The sequence below is a fragment of the Phenylobacterium sp. genome (assembly GCF_036502675.1).
Lineage (GTDB): Bacteria > Pseudomonadota > Alphaproteobacteria > Caulobacterales > Caulobacteraceae > Phenylobacterium.
In genome coordinates, this window is sequence record NZ_DASXYF010000015.1 from 1 (window position 1) to 16,508 (window position 16,508).

General features: G+C 71.4%; 16 protein-coding genes. 6 read left to right on the top strand and 10 right to left on the bottom strand.

Annotation, left to right across the window (positions count from 1 at the left end; translation table 11 throughout):
* The 4 genes from VGL30_RS01930 to VGL30_RS01945 all read right to left on the bottom strand — a co-directional run.
* A partial coding sequence (locus VGL30_RS01930; protein ID WP_331536213.1) for an aromatic ring-hydroxylating dioxygenase subunit alpha occupies positions 1 to 643 on the bottom strand: 643 nt, incomplete at its 3' end.
* 255 nt (positions 644 to 898) lie between these two features.
* Positions 899 to 2,071: an LLM class flavin-dependent oxidoreductase gene (locus VGL30_RS01935; RefSeq protein ID WP_331536215.1), complete on the bottom strand. Its 1,173-nt coding sequence runs from the start codon at positions 2,069 to 2,071 to the stop codon at positions 899 to 901.
* A gap of 128 nt (positions 2,072 to 2,199) precedes the next feature.
* The gene (locus VGL30_RS01940; protein WP_331536217.1) at positions 2,200 to 3,372 is read right to left on the bottom strand and encodes a CaiB/BaiF CoA-transferase family protein; all 1,173 of its coding nucleotides are present in this window, start codon (positions 3,370 to 3,372) and stop codon (positions 2,200 to 2,202) included.
* Between the two features lie 2 nt (positions 3,373 to 3,374).
* The gene (locus VGL30_RS01945; RefSeq protein ID WP_331536219.1) at positions 3,375 to 4,145 is read right to left on the bottom strand and encodes an enoyl-CoA hydratase-related protein; all 771 of its coding nucleotides are present in this window, start codon (positions 4,143 to 4,145) and stop codon (positions 3,375 to 3,377) included.
* A 170-nt stretch (positions 4,146 to 4,315) separates the two neighbouring features.
* On the opposite strand from VGL30_RS01945, the gene VGL30_RS01950 reads away from it, so the two are divergent.
* Positions 4,316 to 4,777: a nuclear transport factor 2 family protein gene (locus tag VGL30_RS01950; protein ID WP_331536221.1), complete on the top strand. Its 462-nt coding sequence runs from the start codon at positions 4,316 to 4,318 to the stop codon at positions 4,775 to 4,777.
* Between the two features lie 10 nt (positions 4,778 to 4,787).
* Here the strand turns inward: VGL30_RS01950 and VGL30_RS01955 are convergent, their stop codons facing one another.
* The 3 genes from VGL30_RS01955 to VGL30_RS01965 form a co-directional block, all read right to left on the bottom strand.
* Positions 4,788 to 5,042, bottom strand: a complete 255-nt coding sequence (locus VGL30_RS01955; protein ID WP_331536223.1) for a hypothetical protein — start codon at positions 5,040 to 5,042, stop codon at positions 4,788 to 4,790.
* Between the two features lie 219 nt (positions 5,043 to 5,261).
* Positions 5,262 to 5,603, bottom strand: coding sequence for a hypothetical protein (locus VGL30_RS01960; RefSeq protein ID WP_331536225.1), 342 nt, complete (start codon positions 5,601 to 5,603; stop codon positions 5,262 to 5,264).
* A gap of 108 nt (positions 5,604 to 5,711) precedes the next feature.
* Positions 5,712 to 6,653: an SDR family oxidoreductase gene (locus tag VGL30_RS01965; RefSeq protein ID WP_331536227.1), complete on the bottom strand. Its 942-nt coding sequence runs from the start codon at positions 6,651 to 6,653 to the stop codon at positions 5,712 to 5,714.
* A gap of 176 nt (positions 6,654 to 6,829) precedes the next feature.
* Between VGL30_RS01965 and VGL30_RS01970 the strand changes: the two genes are divergently transcribed.
* From VGL30_RS01970 to VGL30_RS01980, 3 genes are all read left to right on the top strand, one after another.
* Positions 6,830 to 8,503, top strand: a complete 1,674-nt coding sequence (locus VGL30_RS01970; RefSeq protein ID WP_331536229.1) for an FAD-binding protein — start codon at positions 6,830 to 6,832, stop codon at positions 8,501 to 8,503.
* A 24-nt stretch (positions 8,504 to 8,527) separates the two neighbouring features.
* Positions 8,528 to 9,724, top strand: a complete 1,197-nt coding sequence (locus VGL30_RS01975) for an MFS transporter (RefSeq protein WP_331536231.1) — start codon at positions 8,528 to 8,530, stop codon at positions 9,722 to 9,724.
* An 85-nt stretch (positions 9,725 to 9,809) separates the two neighbouring features.
* Positions 9,810 to 10,991, top strand: a complete 1,182-nt coding sequence (locus VGL30_RS01980) for a CoA transferase (RefSeq protein WP_331536233.1) — start codon at positions 9,810 to 9,812, stop codon at positions 10,989 to 10,991.
* Here VGL30_RS01980 and VGL30_RS01985 read toward each other — a convergent pair.
* The gene (locus VGL30_RS01985) at positions 10,960 to 12,015 is read right to left on the bottom strand and encodes a helix-turn-helix domain-containing protein (RefSeq protein ID WP_331536235.1); all 1,056 of its coding nucleotides are present in this window, start codon (positions 12,013 to 12,015) and stop codon (positions 10,960 to 10,962) included. The genes VGL30_RS01980 and VGL30_RS01985 overlap by 32 nt on opposite strands.
* Positions 12,016 to 12,147: 132 nt before the next feature.
* On the opposite strand from VGL30_RS01985, the gene VGL30_RS01990 reads away from it, so the two are divergent.
* Both VGL30_RS01990 and VGL30_RS01995 read left to right on the top strand, forming a co-directional pair.
* A complete protein-coding gene (locus tag VGL30_RS01990; protein WP_331536237.1) occupies positions 12,148 to 13,335 on the top strand; it encodes an LLM class flavin-dependent oxidoreductase in 1,188 nt (395 codons plus the stop codon).
* A gap of 320 nt (positions 13,336 to 13,655) precedes the next feature.
* Positions 13,656 to 14,594, top strand: coding sequence for an LLM class flavin-dependent oxidoreductase (locus VGL30_RS01995; protein WP_331536239.1), 939 nt, complete (start codon positions 13,656 to 13,658; stop codon positions 14,592 to 14,594).
* Here VGL30_RS01995 and VGL30_RS02000 read toward each other — a convergent pair.
* Together VGL30_RS02000 and VGL30_RS02005 are read right to left on the bottom strand one after the other, a co-directional pair.
* A complete protein-coding gene (locus tag VGL30_RS02000) occupies positions 14,591 to 15,544 on the bottom strand; it encodes an SDR family NAD(P)-dependent oxidoreductase (protein WP_331536241.1) in 954 nt (317 codons plus the stop codon). The two genes, VGL30_RS01995 and VGL30_RS02000, sit on opposite strands and share 4 nt — an antisense overlap.
* 56 nt (positions 15,545 to 15,600) lie before the next feature.
* Positions 15,601 to 16,392 carry an SDR family oxidoreductase gene (locus VGL30_RS02005; RefSeq protein ID WP_331536243.1) on the bottom strand — a complete coding sequence of 264 codons (792 nt, stop codon included), beginning with the start codon at positions 16,390 to 16,392 and terminating at the stop codon, positions 15,601 to 15,603.
* Positions 16,393 to 16,508 lie beyond the last annotated feature (116 nt).

Sequence of the window (16,508 nt, forward strand, 5' to 3'; positions counted from 1 at the left end):
TCGTATGGGTGGCCGACGCATGGTAGGCCTCGTTGAAGGCTTCGCAGACCACCTTCCAGTTCACCGGCGCGATGATGGTCTCGTACCAGGCCATCCGGGCGGTCTCGAACTCGAACGGGTCGATGAGGGTCTTGACCTCGCCCAGATATTCCTCGAGCGACACCGAATTGGGGTCCTGGTTGATCCACACCCAGCCGGCCCAGGTGGCGACCTTGACCTCCTTCAGGCCGAGCTCCTCGTCCTTCAGGGGGCAGTTGTCCCAGTCGTCGCGGTCGTGGACATAGGCGATCGAGCCGCCGAGGTCGTAGCGCCAGCCGTGGAAGCGGCAGTACCACTGGCCGGCCTGGCCGCGCTCCTCCTCCCGCAGCTTGCGGCCCCGGTGCTGGCAGGCGTTGTAGAACGCCTGGATGCGGTCCTCGGCGGTCCGTGTCACCAGGATGGAGTCGTCGAAGATCCTGTAGTTGACGAAGTTCCCGACCTTGGGGATCTCCTCCAGCCGGCAGGCCACCTGCCAGACCTTCGGCCACATCCGCGCCTTCTCGAGCTTCAGCAACTCCGGCGAGGTCCAGTTCGACGCCGGGATGAAATCGTCGCGGATTCCCGCCGTGTCCTTAGCTCTCTGGTGATCGAAACCGTCGTCCATTCCATCCTCCGGCCCGCGTCGTCGGCAGTGCTCGGGCGGGATTTTGGACTCGGCGGGATCTTGGCGCAACAGGGCAGCCGCCTGTCCCGGGCGAAACCCCGCGGTTCGATCCGATGACGGAAACCCCACGGTCCGATTCCCGGCGCGCCGCCCCTAGAGCATGTTTGGTTCTCCTCGAACCAAACATGCTCGGAAAGTCTTTGAAATAGAGCGTGATGGTCGCCGGAACCGGCTTCCACTTCCGGCTATCACGCTCTAGGCGAGCGCAGGCTCGGCGGAGGTTTTCGCCTGCGCCTTGAAGTGGGGGATGACCTCTTCGCCGATCAGCCTGATGGTCTCCATGATCGCCTCGTGGGGGACCCCGCCCATCTGCGACAGGAACAGGATTTCGTCGGCCCCCGCCTCGAACAGCCGCCGGACGTAGGAGATGCAGTCCTCAGGCGTGCCGTAGGCGTCGTTCACCTCGCTGAAGTAGCCGTAGTTCCGGCCGTCCTTGGAGCTTTCGCCGTCGAGGGCGATCTTGTCCTCGCCGATCACCGCGAACTTCTCGCGCCGCAGGTCGTCCAGCGCCGCCAGGTGCTCCTCGGCGGAGAGGTCATAGGCCGTGGGCTTGGGCAGGCCCTGGTACCAGTGCGCCAGCGCCTCGGCGAAGAACCGCTGGCCGCGCAGGCCGATGCGGCGGGCGAACTCGCGGTCGTGCGAGACGATGGTCGGGCAGAGCGCCGCCAGGTGCTCGGTCGGGCGGAAGCCCACCTGGTCCTCGGGGCGGCGCCCGGCGTAGGCCTTGCGGTAGACGGCGTTCTTGGCCGCCACGTCCTCCGGCCCGCCGAAGCCCATCACCAGGGCGCCTATGCCGCGCGCGCCGGCCATCGCCAGGGTGTCGGACCGGGTGGTCGCCATGTACATCGGCGGATGCGGCGTCTGCAGGGGCTTGGGGTGGACCGGCCGCCTGGGGATGTCGATATAGGTCCCGTGGTGCTCGATCTCCTCCTGCACCATGATCTTCGGGATCAGGTACATGGCCTCGTCGATCACCGGCTGCAGCTTGTCGAGCTCGTAGCCGAAGGCGCCCGCCTCCTGCTGGCTGCCGCCCTTGCCGACGCCGAAGTGCACCCGGCCGCCGGACAGGATGTCCAGCATCGCCACCCGCTCGGCCACCTTGATCGGGTGGTTCATGGCCGGCGGCAGGCAGATCACCCCGTGGCCGAGGCCGATCCGGCGGGTGCGGCCGGCCACGAAGGCCAGGAAGGTCTCCGGCACGCTCATGTGGGCGTATTGCGTCAGCGCGGTGTGCTCCACGCACCAGACGTTGTCGAAGCCGTAGCGCTCCAGCGCCTCGGCCTCCACCACCATCTCCAGCAGCAGCTTCTGTTCGGCGGCCGGGCTCGGATCGACGAGCTGGGCTTCGAAGATCATCGAAAACTTCATGGCCGCTTCTGCGGGACTTGCGCCCGTTCCTCCGCTGACCCGCCCGAGATTATGGGAGGCCGGCCCAAGCCGCCATCACAGTTTTCCAACGTCCCCGGAACCGGACGCCTCCCCTCCGTTGCGCCGCCTCACACCACCCCGCGTTCGCGCAGGCCGGCGACGGCCGCGGCGTCGAACCCCAGGCCCGCCAGCACCTCGTCGGTGTGGGCGCCGTGGTCGGGCGCGGCGGCGGCCAGGGTCGGCTCCGATCCCGCCACGTCGATCGGCTGGCCCACCAGGGTCAGCGGCCCCAGCCTGGGATGCTGCACGGTGCGGGCGATGCCCAGCTGGCGCACCTGCGGGTCGGCGAACACCTGGTCCATGCTGTTGACCGGGCCGCAGGGCACGCCCGCCGCGTTCAGCGCCTCCACCCAATGGCCGCAGGGCCGCGTGCTGGTGATCGCGGCGATCTCGGCGGCCAGCGCCCGGCGGTGCTCCGTTCGCCCGGCGGAGGTGGAAAACCGCGGGTCGGCCAGCAGCCGCTCGGCGTCGGCCGCCTTGCAGAAGCGGCCGAACATCACCGCCCCGGCCGCGGCGACGTTGATCATCCCGTCGGCGGCGGGGAACAGGCCCATGGGCGTCACGGTCGGGTGGTCGTTGCCCGCCTGTCCCGGCGCCACCCCGTCGGTCAGCCAGCGCGCCGCCTGGAAGTCCGACATCGCGATCAGCGACTGCAGCAGCGAAGTCTGCACCCAGCGCCCTTCGCCCGTCGCCTCGCGCTCCAGCAGCGCCATCATCGCCCCCAGCGCCCCGTAGATCCCGGCCGAGCTGTCGGCCACCGCGATGCCGGCGCGCACCGGCCCCTGTCCCGGCAGGCCGGTGACCGACATCAGCCCGGCCATCCCCTGGGCGATCTGGTCCACGCCGGGCCGGTCGCGATAGGGCCCTTCCTGGCCGAAGCCCGAGATGCTGACGTAGACCAGCCGCGGATTGATCGCCCGCAGGGTCTCGTAGTCCACCCCCAGCCGGTGCTTCACCGACGGCCGGTAGTTCTCGAACAGCACGTCCGCCGTCTCCACCAGCCGGTAGAAGATCGCCTGGCCTTCCGCGGACTTCAGGTCCAGCGACAGGCTGCGCTTGCCCCGGTGCAGGTTCTGGAAGTCGGAGCCGTCGCGGAAGCCGGTCAGCTCCATCGGCTCGCCGCCCTCGATCATCAGCACGTCGGCGCCCCAGTCGGCGAACTGCCGCACCGCGGTGGGCCCGGCCCGGGCCCGCGTCAGGTCCAGCACCTTGAAGCGGGCGAGCGGCGGCGGCCGGTCCATGCTCAAGCTCCCTTGAACGCCGGCGTCCGCTTTTCCAGGAAGGCGCTGCGGCCCTCCCTGAAGTCGGCGCTGCCGAGGCAGTCGGCGACGAAGCCGGCTACCTCGCCCTCCGACCAGCGCCCGCGACTCACGTGGTCGACGGCGGCCTTGGCGGCGCGGATGCTGAGCGGCGCGTTGTCGACGATGGCCGCGGCGATCTCGCCGATGCGGGCCTGCAGCGCCTCGGGCGCCAGCACCTCGTCAGCCAGCCCCAGCCTGAGCGCCTGCTCGGCGGAGAGGCGCTCGGCGGTGAACAGGATCGACTTGGCCGCCGACGGCCCCACCAGGTTCACCAGATCGCGCACCGACTCCAGCGGATAGCCCACCCCCAGCCGCGCCGCGGGAACCCCGAACCTGGCGGTCGCGTCGGCGATGCGCAGGTCGGCCTTCATCGCCAGCGCGACGCCGCCGCCCAGGCACCAGCCGCGGATCATCGCCACCAGCGGCTTGTTGAAGTCGCGCAGGGCGTTGAAGGCCGCCCGCGCCGGCGCCGCCGGGCGCTGCGAAGACGGGCCCTCGGGCAGTGCGCCGATGTCGGCGCCGGAGACGAAAGCCTTTTCCCCCGCCCCGGTCATCACGCACAGGCGCACCGCCGGATCGGCCTCGAAGTCGGCCAGGATCTCCATGATGCGCTGGCACATGGCTTCGTTCAGCGCATTGTGCCGCTGCGGGTTGTTGAAGGTCATCCAGCCCACGCCGTCTTCCTTGCGGGCGATCATCGGCTCGTCGGTCATGCGGGCTCCGGAGGGCTGGAGGCGCGTCTGGCGCGCCGGGCGGCATACTCGCGCCAAGCGGTGGGATTCCGCAACACACGGGCTCGGCCCGGCGGCTTGACAAGCTTCCGCGCCGGAGCGGAACTCGCCGGCCTCGACCGGCCGGGCCCGGTCAACGAAGGGAGCGGACGATGGCGGAGACGGCCCCGGACCTGAGGCGCCTGCTGGATGAGAGTGAGATCCGCAACCTGGCCCTGCGCTACGCCGAGGCCGTCGATGGCCGGGACATGGCCAGGCTCACCGGCCTGTTCACCGAGGACGCCGCCATCGAAGGCTCCGGCGTCAAGCTGAACGGCCGCGGCGAGATCGCCGGGATCAAGGCGATGCTGGAGGCCAGCTACGACCGCACCTATCACATGGTCTACAACCACCTGATCCGGATCGACGGCGACACGGCCGCGGGCGAGGTCTACTCCCGGTCCCACCACCTCAAGCGCCAGGACGACGGCCGAACCAACGACCTGATCATGACCATCACCTACGGCGACGCCTACGTCCGCCGCGGCGGTGCGTGGCTGTTCCGGCGTCGCCATGTCGATCTGAAGTGGATGGAGACCCGCCAGGTGCGCGGCGAGGCGGCGGTGGGGGGCTGAGGGCGGCCGGTCAGGCCGACGCCAGGTCCAGGCGCGAAGCGGTGACGCCGCCCTCCAGCACCTTCACGCCCAGGAAGTGCATCTCGCCCTCGGCGAACCGGATCTCGTGCAGGGCCACGCTGCGGTCGCGCCTCAGTTCCGAGGCGTCCCCCAAGGTCAGGCGAAGCAGCATGTCGCCCGGGCCGGCGCCCTCGCGCTCGGCCGTCGCGATCAGGTCGCGCAGTTTCTGGATACGCTTGCTGGATATCAGGGCCTTGCCCGACATGGCTTTACTCCGACTGACAGGCGGGAGCGCTCCGATGTCTCCCAGCCGTAGGCGCCTGTGTGATCGAGCCTGCGATGAGACCAGCCTAGCACGATCGCGGGCCGTGGCTCATATTCCTGAACGCATTTTTCGAGAAGCCAAAGCGCGCGGGCCGGCCTCGGGCGCCTTGGGCCCTGCACGGGAAGGCCGGCGGGCGCCGCTCCGCCGGCCTCCGGTGCACTACCAGCGGCGGTAGGGGTAGGGCGCGTACCGGCCGTCGTACCGGTCCCTCGAGCCGTATCCGTATCCGTAGCCATACCCGGGTTGCGAGTAGTAGGATCGGGCGCCGCGCCAGTGGCGATGGTGGTCGCGACGGTTGTCGTAGCGGTCGTATTGGTCGGGCCGGCCGTCATGGTCGCGGTCGCGGTTCCATTCCCGCCTGTCCGGGATCCCGTCACGATCGCTGTCGCGATAGGCGTGGCGCTCGTAGCGGTCGCCATAGCCATAACCGTAGGGCTGGGCCGCAGCCGCGGAGCCGACCAGCGTCAGGGCCGCCGCGCTCAGGAAGATAGCAGTCTTCATCGGAAACTCCTCCGTTTCGTCAGAGATACCGATCGGCCGATGAACTGATGCGGGGCGGCCGGTTCATCGACCGTTCACCATGTCGGGCCGGCCGGGGAGGGTGGCCGCCTAGGTGAGGAGGAAGCCGCCGTCCAGCACCATGGACTGGCCGGTCATGTAGCGGCCGGCGGGACTGACGAGGTAGAGCACGGCGGCGGCCACGTCGGTCATGTCGCCGTCGCCGAACGGGAGCCTGCCGGGCTGCAGGATCGGCCCGCCCATCTTGCGGCCAGCCTTCAGCGCGGCGGCCGTCGTCGGGTGGAAGCTGACCTTGCCCGGGATGGCGCCGGCCAGCACGGTGTTCACCAGGATGCCGTCCGGAGCGTAGTCGAGGGCGGTGGTGCGGCTGAGCCCGGTGACCCCCAGACGGGCCGCGCCATAGGCCTCGTTGCCGTTCATTACCGGGTGCAGCGCGCCGATGGTGGTGATGTTGACGATGCGCCCGCCGCGACCGGCGGCCAGCATCTGCTTCACGCCCTCGCGCATGCACAGGAAGTTGGCCCGCAGGTTCAGGGACTGCACGTCGTCCCACTGCTGCACGGTGGTCTCGACCAGCGGCTGGCGGGCCAGCATGCCCGCGCAGTTGACCAGGATGTCCACCCGGCCGGCCGCCTTGGCCACGTCCTGGAACAGCGCGACCACCGACGCCTCGCTCTCGATGTCGGTGTCGAACGCCACCGCATGGCCGCCCGCCGCGACGATCTGGGCCGCCAGCGCCCTGGCCGGCGCATAGACCCGGTCGGCGATGACCACATGCGCGCCGGCGGCGGCCAGCAGCAGCGCCACCTCGCGGCTGCCGCCCCCGCCCACGTCGGTGAGCACCGCCACCTTGTCCTGCAGGCTGAACAGCGAGGCGATGTTCAGGTGCGGGCGCTCGGTCGCGCCTGCGGCCGCGCCTGCGGCCAGCGGCGTGGCGGCCGCCGCGGCCGACCCCGCGGCCACCCGCGTCAGCAGCCTGAGCGCGTCGCGGCGGCCGAGGTCCTGGCCGTTGGATTGCTGATCGGACGACATTCCCGCCTCCCCATGATCGCGGGCGTCGAGGCCCGGCGGGGCCATCCTGGCAAACCCTCCGGCGGTGATCCAGCCGCCATGTGGCGGCGGCGGCGCCTGGCTTGACAAGCCAGGGGGGACGCGGAGAACTGGGCGGGCTGCGCCGGACAACCATAATATCATCAGGGAGGCCGGTGTTGGCTTTCGAGGAGACCTTCGACTTCGTCATCGTGGGCAGCGGCGCGGGGTCGGTCTGCGCGGCGCTCTGGCTGCAGACCATCGGCAAGTCCTCGGTGATCCTGGAGAAGACGGAGAAGTTCGGCGGCTCGACCTCGACGTCCGGCGGGGTGATCTGGGCGCCCAACAACATGCTGATGCGCCGCGAGGGCGTGCCGGATTCCCAGGAAAAGGCGCTCACCTACTTCCAGTCGGTGGTGGGCGACGTGGGCCCGGCCTCATCCCCGGCGCGCCGGCGGGCGTTCCTGTCGGGGGTGAACGAGGCGCTCGAGTTCCTCGAATGCCAGGGGATGCAGTTCTTCCGGCCGGAGGGCTATTCCGACTACTACGACGACCGGCCGGGCGGCACCTCGCGCGGCCGCACGGTGATGGCCAAGCCCTACGACCTGCGCAAGCTGGGCGCCTGGGCCGAGACGCCGCGGCGGCTCGCGGCCCTGCCGGCGCCGATGAACATCCACGAAGTGGGCCGGCTGGGCATGGTCAAGACCACCTGGGCCGGCAAGCTGGTGGCCATGCGGGTCGCCGGGCGGGTCCTGGTGAACAAGCTGACCGGCCGGCGCTGGGCGGGCATGGGCCTGGCGCTGCAGTCGCGGCTGCTGCGCATCGCGCTGGACCACAGGCTCGACATCCGCCTGGAGACCCCGGTCGGCGACCTCATCTCGGAGGACGGCCGCGTCGTCGGCGTGGCGCTGGCGTCCGGCAAGCGGATCGGCGCGCGCGACGGGGTGCTGATCAACGCCGGCGGCTTCTCCCACAACGCCGAGATGCGCGCCCAGTGGGGGCCGCAGCCTTCGTCGGTGCAATGGACCCACGCCAACCCCGGCGACACCGGCGAGATGATCCAGGCGGCCATGCGGCTGGGCGCGGCGGTCGACCTGATGGACGAGGCTTGGTGGAACACCATCTCCGTCCCGCCGGGCGTCGCGGGGTCCCGGGCTTCCCACGTGGCCGACATCAGCCGGCCGCACGCCATGATGGTCGACCAGTCCGGCCGGCGCTTCTGCAACGAGTCGGCGTCCTACATGGAGGTGGGCCAGAAGCAGTACGCCCGTCACAAGGCGGTCCCCGCCGTGCCGGCCTGGATGATCCTCGACGACCGCAACCGGCGCAGCTACCCGCTCTACACCGCCATGCCGGGGCAGACGCCACAGGCGTGGATCGACGCGGGCTACCTCAAGAAAGCCGACACCCTCGATGAGCTGGCGGGCCTGTGCGGCATCGACCCGGCGGTGCTGCGCGACACGGTGGAGCGCTTCAACGGCTTTGCCCGCTCGGGCGTGGACAAGGACTTTCACCGCGGCGCCCGCGAGTACGACCACTTCCTGGGCGGCGACCGGTCCAACAAGCCCAACCAGAACCTCGGGCCCATCGAGACGCCGCCGTTCTACGCCCTGCAGGTGTACCCGGGCGACGTGGGCACGGCGGGCGGGGTGATGACCGACGAGTGCGGCCGGGTGCTGAAGGCCGACGCCTCGCCGATCCCGGGCCTTTACGCCACGGGGAATTCCACCGCCTCGGTGATGGGGCGCAGCTATCCGGGGGCGGGCGCCAGCATCGGCGCGGCCATCGCCTTCGCCTGGAACGCGGCGCACCACGCCGCGCGCCGCAACCAGCCGGCCAGCACGGCGCCCTGAGCCGGGAAATACGGAGGACGCGCCATGGCCGACCCCCAGGCCGGGAATCCCGCGCCGCCGGACGCCGCGCCCCGGCGCAGCGTCTGGCTGATCGCCTTCGTCATGCTGGCGGCGGGGGTGATCTCGATCGCCTTCTCGGTCATCGCCCCCATCCTGCGGCCGGTGGCGGAACGCTTCGGCGGCGAGGCCGTGGCCCAGAGGATCGTGGTGGGGCCGCTGCTGGGCTTCGCCGTCGGCGGGCTGGCCGCCGGATGGATCACCGCCCTGCTGGGCGTGCGCCGGACGATCCTTGCGGCCGCGGCCGTGTTCACCCTGGCCGGGGCCTCGGGCCTCTACGCCCAGAACGCCGCGGTGCTGCTGGCGGGCGCCTTCCTGCTCGGCGCCGCGGCGGCGACGCTGGTGACCGCGGCCGGCGTCGTGCTGGCCGAGCACTGGGAGGGCGATGCGCGCGGGCGGATCATCGGCTACCAGACCGCGTTCGGCAGCCTGGTCAGCTCGGGCGGCACCTTCCTGTCCGGCGCGATCGCCGAGGCCGCCGGCTGGCGCGCGTCCTTCCTGCTGTTCGTGCTCGTGGGCCTCGCCACCCTGGCGGTGGCCGCAGCGGGCGTCAGGCGCACGGCGCCGGTGCGGCGTGAGAAGGGCTCGACCGCATTCGCCGCCTATTTCCCGCTGGCGCCGGCCTACCTGGCCGTGGCGATCCTGCTGCTGGCCGCGACCACCACCTTCACGCACCTGCCGCTGCTGCTGGCCGGCCTGGGCGTCGTCTCCACCACCGTCGGCGCGGCGGTGATGTCGGTGCAGGGCGCCGCCGCCATGGTGGCGGCGTTCTTCTACGGCGCCCTGGTCGCGCGCGTCGGGCGGATCGCGACCGTGGCGCTGGGCGTCGTGCTGGGCTCCGGCGGGCTGATGCTCTCCGGCCTGTTCCCCGGCGTGGCGGTGTTCGTAGCCGGCTGCTTCGGCATGGGCGCGGCGGTGGGGCTGCTGCTGCCGTTCCTCACCGAGGAGATCCTGCGCCTGGCCTCGCCGGCCATCCGCGCGCAGGCGCTGGGCTATTTCCAGACGGCCCAGTTCGCCGGCGGATTCCTCAACCCCTTCGTGTTGCGGCCGATCACCGTCGCGCTCGGCCTGCACGGCATGTACCTGGCGACGGGGATCGTCGCCGGCGTGCTGGGGCTGGGCGGCGTGGCGGCCCTGGCCGGGAGGCGCCGGGCCGTGGCCTGAGGCCGGAGCCTTTCGGTCCGTAGGGGTTCTCCCCGGCGCCGCGATGGCGTAGGCGATGCCCGCGCGTGATCGAAAGGGGCGGCCCATGGCTGGCGTACTGCAGAATGTCCGGGTGCTCGACCTGGGGCGGTATATCGCCGGTCCCTTCTGCGCCGCCCTGCTGGGCGACTTCGGCGCCGACGTGATCCGGGTGGAGCGGCCGGAGGGCGGCGAGGACCGTTTCCTCTATCCGCAGACGCCGCAGGGCGACGGGGCCACCTTCCTGCAGTCCAACCGCAACAAGCGCGGCATGACGCTGGACCTGAAGCATCCCAAGGCCGCCGAGGCGCTGCGCCGCCTGGTGGCCAGCGCCGACGTGGTGGTGGTGAACCTGCCGCAGCCCACCCTGGTGAGCCTGGGCCTGGACTACGAGGCCCTCTGCAAGGTGCGGCCCGACATCATCCTGGCCGCCGTCAGCGCCTTCGGGCCCAGCGGCCCATACAGCGAGCGGGTGGGCTTCGACGGCGTCGCGCAGTCCATGTCGGGCGCGGCCTACCTGACCGGCTTCGACGGCCAGCCGGTGCGCTCCTTCGCCAACTGGGCGGACGTTTCCACCGCCCTGCTGGCCGCCCTGGGCGTGATGGCGGCCTTGCGCGACCGCGACCGGACCGGACGCGGCCAGGAGGTGCGCGGCAACCTGCTGAAGTCGGCGATGACGGTGATGAACGCCCCCCTGATCGAGCAGCAGGTGTCCCGCAAGAACCGCGTCGCCCAGGGCAACCGCGGGCCCACCGGCGGGCCGGTGGACATCTTCCGCACCCGGGACGGCTGGATCATGGTGCAGGTGCTGGGCGGCGCCCTGTTCCGCCGCTGGTCGAAGCTGATCGGAGAGCCGCACTGGCTGGACGACCCGCGCTTCCAGGACGACACCGGCCGCGGCGACAACGGCGCCGTGATCAGCGCGCGGACTCAGGCGTGGTGCGACCAGTACACCTCCGCCGAGGCCCTGGAGCGCCTGGCCGAGGCGCGGCTGCCGGCCGGGCCGGTGCTCTCGCCGCAGCAGGTGCTGGACGACGCCCATGTGGCGGCGGCCGACTTCATCCAGGAGGTGGAGTACCCCGGCGCGGCCGGGCCCATCCCTTATGTGCGGCCGGTGGAGCTTTCCGCCCATCCTGCGGAGATCGCGCGGCGTCCGCCGCTGCTGGGCGAGCACAACCACGAGATCCTGGGCGAGCTGGGCTTTTCCGCCGCCGAGATCACCGACCTGCAGGACAGCAAGGCGATCTGAGTTCGCCTGCACGGCGGAAGGCCGAGGGCGAGCAGCCGTTGCGGCGCCGGAACCACCGGCGGAACGCGAAGGCGTCGCTGTAGCCCAGGCGGTCAGCGATGGACTCGATGGTCAGCGCGCTGTCCGCCAGCCAGCCCCGGGCCAGGTCGTCCTGCACCGCCTCGCTGATCTCGCGGAAGCCCGCGCCCTCCGCGCGCAACTGCCGGCGCAGCGTGGCGGGGCTCCGACCCAGCCGGGCGGCGACGGTGGTCAGGGTGGTGGGCTCCGGCGAGGTCTGCAGCCGGTCCTTGCGGATCAGGCTGGCCACCAGGGTCCGCAGGTCCGGTCGGCGGCGCGCGGCGCCCGCCAGCGTCGTCAGCGGCAGCGAGGCGCAGAACCGGTCGATGTCCCGCGCCCGGGCGACGATCCCCCGGCCCAGGTGGCGCCTGGGCACCGACAGCGCCAGTTCGGACGCGCCGCAGGTCAGCGGCCGGCCGAACAGCAGCGCGGCCGTGGCGGGCTCGATCAGCATCGGGTTGCGCGCCCGGCCGGTCACGCCGTCCAGCGGCCCGCCCACCAGCCACTCCAGCTCGCAAAGCACGCGCGCCAGGTCCCAGAGATCGCTGATCAGCCCGGCGTCGTCGGCCTTGAGGGGAGGGGTGAACACCAGCTCCAGGCTTTCGCCGGCGTCGCGGACCTCCGTGAGCCAGGCGTCGCCCCACAGCAGCTTGGCGAAGCGGCCATAGAGCTGCAGCGCCTCGCCCAGCGACTTGGCGCTCACCAGGCAGGAGAGCATCAGGCTGGACTTCTCCCGCCGGTCGGCGGTCCGCCGCGACATGCCGCGCTGGAGGAGGATCCAGTCGAGGTAGAGGCTGGAGAAGCTTTCCAGGGCCGGGCTGGCCGCGTGGCCCGGCGCGGGCGCCGCAAGTTCCGCCGCCGCGTTCAGCAACGCGTCCGTGCTGGCGGGCGGGAGCGTCCGCCTGTCGCCGCCGTCAGCCATGATCCGCACCTCAAGCGCCTGGTCGCCCGATACAATACCGCTCATCGGCGACGCGCCAATCCCGTCTGCACGGAATTGTATCGGCGTCCTGATCGCTTCGGTGCTTCTCGCGACGGCCTGGAACGGGACTCCTGTCGCCACCATCGCGCCGGATCCCGGCCAACCAAGGGCACAGCCATGGAATTCAGCCTTTCGTTCGGAGCCCAGCTCATCAACCCCACGCCCCAGCGGGAGCACGAGCTGCTGCGCGGCACCCTCGACCAATGCGTCTACGCCGAGGAGAAGGGCTTCGACCGCGTCTGGACCGTCGAGCACCACGCCACCAAGTGGTACTCGCACATGAGCGCGCCGGAGGTGTTCCTCTCGGCGGTGGCGGCCAGGACCTCGCGCATCCGCATCGGCCACGGGGTGGTTTGCATGCCGTTCAACTACAACTTCCCGACCCGGGTCTGCGAACGGGCGGCGATGCTGGACATCATCTCCGGCGGACGCCTCGACCTGGGCGCGGGCCGCGGCGGCATGCCCCAGGAGCTGGCGCTCTGCAACGTCGACTCCAAGCGCACCTACGGCGAGGTGGAGGAGGCCCTGCGGATCATCGGCAAGGCCTGGCTGACGGAAGGCTTCGAATGGGAGGGCAAGCTCCTGACCATCAAGGCGCCGGAGGGCAATCCGCCGCTGAACATCCTGCCGCGCCCGGTGCAGTGGCCGCACCCGCCGCTGTTCCTGGCCTGCACGCGGCCGGAGACGGTGGAGATCGCGGGACGCTACGGCGTGGGCGCGATGGTGATGGGGTTCGGCGGACCCGACAGCGTGGCGGAGCTGCGCCGCAGCTACGACGAGGCCGCCCGTACCCGCAAACCCGGGGACCAGGTGGCGACCGTCATCAACCACCACTTCTCCGTCGCCTGCCCCACGGTGGTCAGCGACGACCGTGAGGCGGCCAGGCAGATGGGCGCCCGCGGCCAGCGGTTCTTCGGCGAGAGCGTCAAGCACTGGAGCAGCGGCACGCCGGAGCCGAACGAGCACACCGAGCACGAGGACAACTACGCCTTCATGCAGCGCGCCAAGCAGGAGATGCTGGACCGCTATGACCGCGGCGACGTGCCGCCGGCCTTCCATAACGAGCGATCGCTGTTCGCCTCGGCCTTCAACGTCGACCACGCCTACGGCGACTGGCGCGACGCCGTCGCCCACGTGGAAAAGCTGGAGGCGGCCGGCGCGGAAGAGGTCAAGTGCCTGACACAGTACGCCACCCTGACCTTCGAGCAGCGGATGGAGACCATCCGCCAGTGGGGCGACAAGGTCATCCCGCACTTCCGCAGCGTCGGCGCCAAGGGGGAGAAACGCCGCGCCGCGGTGGTTTGAGCCGCCCGCGGTTCCGTGACCATTTGAACACAATGCCCGGGATTTCGCCGCCGGCCGCACCAGGTCGGCTTGCGCAACGTGACGAAATCAAAAAGATGACCCGGCGAAAAATAAATCTCGCCGGGCCAAGTTATGCCGCAGCGCGGGAGGGGATCGCCAGGCGCGCAGCGACTTCAGTTTGTCGTCTGCGCGTCCTGCGTTCAACCGAATTTGCAGTCCCTGCACGAATAAGCTGTCATCGCGTGCGCTTTGCACGCGCCTGGGCCAGACTTGCGCGGCGTTCGGGCGCGCGAACAACGCAGGATTGAGCGGGAGGCGGCATGGCGGTTCGCATCGGCCTGGGACTGGCGGACTTCCCGTTCTCCGACGCCGCCGCCTTCTGGCGCTGGGTGCGCCTTTGCGAGGCGGGCGGGGTGGATTCCCTCTGGCAATCCGACCGGCTGGCCGGGCCCGCGCCTTTCCTCGAGTGCATGAGCGTGATGGCCGCCCTGGCCGGCGCCACCGAACGGATGAGGTTCGGCATGAACGTGCTGGCCCTGGGCTTCCGCGACCCGCTGATCGTCGCCAAGGAATGCGCGACCATCGACTTTCTGAGCGGCGGGCGGTTCCTGCCGGGCGTGGGGGTCGGCGCGCTCGGCTCGCCGGACTGGCGGGTGACCGGGACCGCAACCGAGGGCCGGGGCGCGCGCACCGACGAGGCGCTGGAGATCATCACCCGCCTGTGGCGTGGCGAGACGGTGGACTTCGAGGGCCGCTGGTTCCGCTACCGCGGCGCCGCCATCCTGCCGCTGCCGGCGCAGCGGCCGATGCCCCTGTGGCTCGGCGGATCGGCCCCGGCGGCGATCCGCCGCGCGGCGCGCTTCGGCGACGGCTGGCACGCGGGGGTGGAATCCGTAAAGGAGGTCGGGCCCGTCGTGGCGGCGATCAAGGCCGCGGCGGTCGAGGCCGGCCGGCCGATGCAGGACGACCACTTCGGGGCGAGCTTCGCCTACCGCTTCGGCCCCGATGACCACCCGGCGGTGGAGGCGCGGCGCGCGGGCTACCGCAAGGCCTTTCCCACGCGCGACAGCCACCACGTCGTGGTGACCGGCGGGGCGGCGGAGATCCTGCAGCGGCTGAAGGCCTATGAGGCGGCGGGCGTCACCAAGTTCATCCTGCGCCCGGCGGCCTCCGGCGACGCCGACGTGTTCGACCAGACAGAGCGGCTGATCGGCGAGGTCATTCCGGCCGTGCATGGGCCGAAGGCGGCAGCGCCCTAATCCGTCCGCCCGGCGATGGCGCCGACCGGGCTCGACGGCATGTAGCCCAGCACCGTCATGAAGTCGGCGAGCGCCTCCTGTGTGGTCATCGGGTGGAAGACGGCGGGCTCGGCCAGGATGGCCGCCATCCGGTCGCGCAGATCCTCGACGGTCATCTCCGGGTTCAGGTAGCCGCGGGTCTCGCCGATCACCGTGCGGGCCACGCGGCCGCCGCCGGCCACGAACAGCTCGCCGGTCGCCGGGCAGTCCTCGTGCGCCAGCAGGGCCACCAGCGGCGAGACCTGCCCGGCGCGCATGGTCTTCAGGAACCAGGCCTTGAACTCCGACTCCGCCATGTTGTCGGCCATGCGCGTGGCGCCGGAGGGGCTGACCACATTGACCTTGATCCCCTGGGCCGCGCCTTCGCCGGCGAGGCCGCGGGCCAGGCCGATGTAGGAGGCCTTGGCGGTGGAATAGGGAATGCTGCCCGGCAGGCCGTAGAGCGCGGTGGAGGCGACCAGCACCGCCCGCCCGTAGCCCTGCGCCTGGAAGACCGGCCAGGCCTCCAGCATCAGGGCGAAGGCCGCGCGGGTGTTGATCGCCAGCAGCTTCTCAAGCCGCTCCGGCGCGTCGTGCTCGAAGGCCGCGCCGCCCAGGGTGAAGCCTGCGTTGTGCACCAGGACGTCGAGCCGCCCGAACACCTCGACCGCCGACCGCACGGCCCCGGCGGCCCCGCCGTCCGCCGTCAGGTCGGCCAGGTAGGCGACCGCCTCGCCGCCGGCGGCGCGGACGGCCTCCACGGTCTCCTCGGCGGGGGCGGCGTCGGCGCCCTGGCCGAACAGGCCGACGCCCACGTCGCTGACCACCACCTTCGCGCCGCGGCGCGCCAGCAGCAGGGCGTGCTCGCGGCCCATGCCGCGGCCGGCCCCGGTGATCAGGGCGACACGGCCGTCGAATCTCAGTTCGGACATCCGGACATCCTCGTGCGGCCGCCGCGCCACAGGGTCCGCCCCGCGGCGCCCGCGTCCTAAGGCCAGCTCTTTCGGAACTGGTCGGTGTGGACGATCTGGCCGGTCATGGTCTGGGCGGTCTGTTGGGCCAGGTAGATCAGGGCCGGGCCCATGACCTCCGGCGTCGCGGGCTTCCCCGTCGCCGTCTCCTTCGCCGCGGCGAAGGCCGCCGGGTCAACCCTGGCCCAGGTGTCGGTGAGCACCCCGCCGGGACTGAGGCCGTTGACTGCGATCCCGTGCGGCTTGAGCTCTTCGGCCATGTAGGTGGTCAGCCGGTTCACCGCCGCCTTGGACACCCCGTAGACCATCAGCCCCTCGTGGGCCGCGGAGCCCCGCGGGGTGGGCAGGGCGGACAGCGAGGTCAGGTTGACGATGCTGCCGGCCCCCTGGCGCATCATCTGCGGCGCCGCGTGGCGGATGGCCAGGTAGGGCCCGCGCACGTTGACCCGCATGTTCAGGTCCCACTCGTCGGGGGTCAGGCCCAGGGTGTCGTAGTGCGGGTAGATGGCGGCGTTGTTCACCAGCACGTCGATGCGCCCGAAGTTCGCGGCCGCCTGCTCCATCAAGCGGGCGATGTCGGCCTCCCGCTCGATGTCGCAGACCTGGGCGTAGACCCGGCCGGGCAGCCCTTGCGCGGCCCGCACCACTTCCGCGAGCGTGCCCCTGGGCGCGACGCCGTCCTCGGCCCTGCCCAGGCTGCGGGCCGCGGCCACCACGGTGGCGCCGGCGCCCGCCAGCGCCAGCGCATAGGCCCGTCCGATGCCGGCGCTGGCGCCGGTGACGATGGCGACCTTGCCCTCGAGCTCCACGCCCTTCCCTCCGTCGTTCGACTTCCAGCGACCGATAAGCCCGCCGCGGGGCGGAGTCACGGCGCCAATAGGCGCGTCCATGCGGCAGGCCGCACGCAGATGCGGCAATTTGGTCG